The organism is Anaerovibrio sp. (assembly GCF_024697385.1).
Classification (GTDB): domain Bacteria; phylum Bacillota; class Negativicutes; order Selenomonadales; family Selenomonadaceae; genus Anaerovibrio.
Genome location: NZ_JAILFV010000050.1, coordinates 1 through 5,533 on the forward strand (window position 1 = coordinate 1; position 5,533 = coordinate 5,533).

Sequence of the window (5,533 nt, forward strand, 5' to 3'; positions counted from 1 at the left end):
AGCTTTAAGATGTCCCCTTCCTCTTTAGGTGGGGGAAAACAAACTACAACAGCTGGCGAGCATATCTCCCAGCTCGTTGAAACGCTAATTGGAAGATTTTTCTTCTAAAGAAGAAAAATTTGAACAATGGCGTTATAATCCCACAGCCCTGAATACAGCAAAAAGGACGGCCTGACTGCCGCCCTTAAAAAACACTCTTTATCTGAGTATTACCAAATTTTCAAAAAATCTCTCCCATGGTAGTTTCATGGTTGCATTAGCCGCTCCTGGATACTGGCTGAGATTTTTACGGGCAAACTCCTGCTGCAGTTTACTGCCATAGCTTTCAATATCCGCCAGCTTCGTTTTCAAGGCATCAGGCCCAAGTGCTCCGGCATATGCCGACAGTGTCTGCCGGTTATTGGCTTCATAAGCCCACTCGTCCAGATACCTTATGGTGAGCAGATAATCCTTGCCTGATATATCCATATCCTCCGCAAGGGTTCCCTGAGGCAGTGCATAGCCAAGGCTGTTGGTGGCAGTATTCCATCCCCCATAAGCCGCAATACGGTACAGCAGATGACTGTCTCTCAAGGAAGAGCACAGACTATTATCTGAACCGTTATAATAAGCTATATCCGCAACACTTACCCTCTTTCCCCTGTTGAGCCAGCCTTCTATCCTGTCAGCAAAGGCCTTGCTTCTTGGTGTAGTGAGCATGGCATTCGTATCACTTCCGGCAAACTGTGTCCGGCCGTTTTCCGGGGTATTCATCATCAGCACCAGGTCGGCCCGTTTGGTGGTAGAAACCGACAGGCCACCAATACACCTGATATAATCTTCCAGGGTAGCTGAAATCCTTTCGTCAGAAAAAACCGGAAGGGTATTTTTGCCTGCTCCATCATTATATTCTACATAAACGAATGGCATTTTGTAATTATAATCATTATAGGCCTTAGTGAGGAGAAGCAGGCCTATTTCATCTATGCCCGGCATATTCTGCAATTTGGTAAAATCAAGGGCACCGGCATATTCCTTCAGCTTTCTTCCTTCCATGTGCGTCTGGGACAGAGGTGCATTATCATCCCTGCCTATGGCCAGATAGCGAAAGGTATTGTCCCTGGCCATTTCAATCAGCTGTTTATTGATGGCAAAATTTTTATTTCTTCTGCCAAGCCAATCAGTCATAACCTCCTGGGGAATGAACTGACTGAGATAATCCAGCTGATTCTGTTCTGCCTGATTCAGCCCGGCGGTCTCAGCTTTGTCCTTCAGGGCAGAATACTCATAGATACTGGCCCCCCATTGAGGATAATACTCAGGCTCTTTTCCACCCACACTTCCCTGCTTCGGTGTACGCATGATGGATGAAAATACATATAGCTTTATCCCCGGGTGCTTTTGATGGAATGCACGAAAACGCTTTACCCTCTCCTGTAACACTTCTTCTGATATATTGTGGCGTCTGCTGGCTACCAGACTTCCATAAAGGAGAGAATCACTTGATACGACCGCTGCCCGTACATCAGATTTCCCGGCAGCTTTATCCAGCCAATTCCACAGCTGGTCAGGGCTGCCATCGTCACTATTTCCTCCCAGGCTTTCATCCGGTGGTACCAACACATTGACCCCCACCTGTTCCATGGTCTGTGCCGAATATAAATCAGTGATTGGCCTGTTATCTATAGGGACAAAAATAATTGATGATGCTTGAGCTGCAGCCTCAGCATCCCGCAGTCCCCAGGATATCATCCCGGCAAAAAACAAAGCTCCGATAAGAACCGCACATATAATCCGTTTCATTCAATTCCCCCCAATCATATATGATATTATACCGCCATTGTTTAAATTTTACCACCGGCATATTATTCCAGGCTGCATTTACAAACGGTGCCATACCTGCAATGCAGCAGGCCAGGATATATTCACCCCACATATAAAAAATAAGCTGCCCTCGCCACAAAGGTGAAGGACAGCTTATTGCACTTAAGTCGATCAGTACACATAGCCTGCCAATACCTGGAGAGCATCTATACACTGTACTCCCGGATTAACAGTAAACAGGTTGTATGGCAAGGTATATACTCTGCCGTTTTTTACGGCTGAGGTGTTTCCCCATACAGGATTTGCTTCAAGATCAGCCCTGACTTTTTCCTGTACCTCCTGAGGCTTCCCCATCATTATGAGCATGATGACCTCCGGATTTTCCTTGGCCAGGAATTCCATACTAAGGGGTATGTACGCCCCTTCTCCGCTTTTTACATTATCTGCAATATTATTTCCCCCCAGGCGGTTAATAAGATCCCCGGTAAAGGTCTGGGAGGTTGCCATGTTAAAGCTCTGGGTATTGCCAAAAATGACCAGGCTCTTCAAAGGCTTTTTCCCCTCCACCGACCGGATGATTTCAGCATAATCAGCCTTTATTTTTGCAATCTCCTTGTCGGCTTTCTCCTCCTGTCCGGTTATCTGACCGAATTTGGTCAGACTTCCTTCTATCTGGTCATATTTGTCCACTGAATTTATAAACAGCGGAATCCCTGCTTTTTCCAGGGTAGGTGCCAGTGCCAGATGAAAAGGAACATTGGTGCCTATGACCAAATCAGGCTTAAGGGCAATTATTTTTTCAATATTAGGGGCATGAATCATGCCAACATCCTCAGCATTGGCAGTCGCTGCCAGCACTTCCCCAGACAGGGCATTGCTCTGTGTCCTGCCCACAATACTGTCGCCGCCTCCGGCGGCTACAAACAGATCAACATTTGATGCGTTGAGAATCACAACTCTTTTTGGATTCTTGGTAATGGTTACCTCCTTGCCGGTACTGTCCGTAAGGGTAATGCTGTTGACCGAAGTGGCATTCCCCCTGCCGGCAATAGTATCTCCAAAAATAATGAAAACAACCGCCAAAGCAACACAAACTACTGAAAGTATCAGTCCAAGTTTTCTTCCCATAAAAACCTCCCTGTGCAAAGCTGTTATCAGCATTTAAATATCAACATTGAATCCTGCCCGCCAAACTCTGCCACTATAACCCAAGAGTCCATTGGTCTTGTTGAATATGTTGTTTATGCCAAAGTACACATTGGTTTTTGTGCCACATTTCTTATTGAACACAATGTTGCAGACGCCCATGGTGGTCTCACTGGTGGATGAGCTCCTGTAGCCACAAAACCAATCATACCAAAGAGTAGAGGTAAATGTCCTGTCATCAGAGGTATACCCAAGCTGCAGGGATGTTTTCTGACGATATCTGCCTGTCAGATTAGCCCCATCCCCATCCCTGGCATCTAAATAATTATACAGGCCCCTCAGGTGCCAATTTTTAGAGAATTTTTGTATGGCCTCAAACTCCAGGCCACTGATCTTGGCACGGTTCACATTGTTGTATTTATAGTAATAGTGACCTGCAGATTCATCATACCCTGTGTCCTCTATATAATCTATCATGTTCTTCACATTGTTATTGAAATATGCTGCCTTCAGGGAGGTCTTTCCCCTGTTCCACTCCAGCCCTATGTCAAAGTTTAAGGATTCCTCCGGTTTCAGGTCAGGATTACCGGTAATTTTCACCTGCATGGAAGCCATAGGAGTTTTAGAAAAATCAAAGAACATCTCTGATGCTGCCGGTGCTCTGTAGGCAGTGCCAATATTAAATTTCCACCGGAGATTGTCATTCTGTATGTAGGTAGTACCCAGTTTATACGTGAGCTTGTTGCCAAACCTGTTATTGTGATCAACACGCATTGACGGTATTATTATCCAGTTATCACTTGGCATCCATTCATCCTGGACATAAGCCGCCGCATAATATAGGCTGGTATCGGCCGCATTCTTGCTGATTCCATCAACGCTGACGGAATGAATGCCACCTCCGGAATTCAGCTTGGTGCCATCGTAAAGCTCCATTCTGTATTCTCCACCATAGGTCAGCAGGTGTTTATCATGTACTGCCATGGTCCTTTTGCCCTCAAAAATATGCTGCTTCATAACAGAATTATCAAAATCCTGTATTACTCCTGCCTTGAAGGTTTTATCCAATGAGGTAAATTTGGTATAGCTGTATCTTAGCTGATAATCTCCCCATTTATCCAATCCACTGTATTTAATGGAGGAGGTAGATCTGGTTTTATCAAAGGTTTTTTCTGACAATGATGAATCCTGATTCAGCACCCAGACAGTACTGGCGCTTTGTCCCATGGCGAACATAGGAACAACGGCGCTGCCAAAGGTATAAGTATTGGTACCTGAGGTCTGGGTATAATATTTCGTGTCCTCATTCATGTAATCAAATAAAAATTCCAAGGTCTTTTTTTCGTTAATGGCGTAGTCTGCCTTGAAATTGAAAAATTTTTTATATCCGAATATATTCGATGTGTTCGTCTGGGTATCAGCGACCTTGGTATAGGCGGCCATCACCATCCCCGGCATTGTAGGAATGTACCCTGTGGTAGTGGAGCTTTCCGTTGTGGATTCAACCGTTTCGCGGACCTTGGCAAATTTGAAGTTAGTCCCAAAGGACCATTTTCCAATTTTTCCTGAAGTGTAATGTATACCTCCATCCGCCTGCCTGGTAGTCCAGTCACCTGATACAGTAGCCCTTTCCTTGTCAGTCCCCCTGGTGATGATGTTCACAACTCCACCCATGGCATCAGCACCATATAACGAGCTTGTCGCACCACGCACTATTTCGATGCGCTCTATGTCTGCCATATTGTACCTTTGAAGCTCATAAGCATTGGCAGTTGCATCCGTATCCTCAGTGCGGATGCGCCGGCCATCTACCATAATAAGGGATTGATTGGCCTTCATGCCCCGAATGCTGAAGGAGTTACCCACCATACCATTTTCCAGTACATTTATACCTGTGGCCAGCTGTAATGCCTGAGCCAGGGAATCTGCCCCCATGTTCTCCAGCTCTTCCCTGGTAATAACCTCTACCGCTGCCGGCGCATCCTTGACCTCCTGCTCTGTTCTTGATGCAGTAACTACTACATCCCTTGTCTCCAACTGTTCAACATCCTCAGCTGCGGCAGCATAATCCGTATTTATAAGTGCCATTGTGATAGCCAGTGCCAAAACAGCTGCCCTCTTAGTTGAAACATTTCTCATTTCCACATTCCTCCATATATAATAATAATCATTCTCATTAAATTATTATTTTTTTACCACTGCCAATGGCAGTGGTAAGCATGTAAATTCAACAAAAATTTGATTTCATCCGGCGCTGTCAGCCTTCCAATTTTTTCTTCAGCTGAGCAAAGTATTCCCTGGCATTTTTCAGATCCTGGGCGTCAGGGTGGGTTGCACCATCCTTAAGGCGTTTTATTCTTTCCTCATTCATGGCATGAGGATGACCTTCAGGGAACATCCTGGACATCATGTCAATCATCTTTTGTGACACAGCTCCCTGACAGATAAAGGATCCAACCACCTCACAGCTGTCATCAAAAAGTGCAGTTATATTATCAATACATTTTTTTGCATGATCAGAATCTGCATATGCGCCCAAGGTAGCAAATATGGCAACCTTCTTGTTGCGAATTTTCTTTATGAA

At 45.1% G+C, this 5,533-nt stretch carries 5 protein-coding genes; all 5 read right to left on the bottom strand.

Features of this window, described 5'->3' with window-relative positions:
* Nucleotides 1–198: 198 nt before the first annotated feature.
* A complete protein-coding gene (locus K6C05_RS02340; RefSeq protein WP_296730817.1) occupies nt 199–1,782 on the bottom strand; it encodes a DUF4127 family protein in 1,584 nt (527 codons plus the stop codon).
* Nucleotides 1,703–1,915, bottom strand: coding sequence for a hypothetical protein (locus tag K6C05_RS02345; RefSeq protein ID WP_296730818.1), 213 nt, complete (start codon nt 1,913–1,915; stop codon nt 1,703–1,705). The genes K6C05_RS02340 and K6C05_RS02345 overlap by 80 nt, the downstream gene beginning before the upstream one ends.
* A gap of 59 nt (nt 1,916–1,974) precedes the next feature.
* Nucleotides 1,975–2,931 (bottom strand): ABC transporter substrate-binding protein, encoded by a 957-nt coding sequence (locus tag K6C05_RS02350; protein ID WP_296730820.1) that lies wholly within the window; start codon nt 2,929–2,931, stop codon nt 1,975–1,977.
* Nucleotides 2,932–2,964: 33 nt separating this feature from the next.
* Nucleotides 2,965–5,088, bottom strand: coding sequence for a TonB-dependent receptor (locus tag K6C05_RS02355; RefSeq protein WP_296730822.1), 2,124 nt, complete (start codon nt 5,086–5,088; stop codon nt 2,965–2,967).
* A 118-nt stretch (nt 5,089–5,206) separates the two neighbouring features.
* Nucleotides 5,207–5,533 (bottom strand): flavodoxin family protein (locus K6C05_RS02360; RefSeq protein WP_296730824.1); only part of this gene is annotated, 327 nt, incomplete at its 5' end.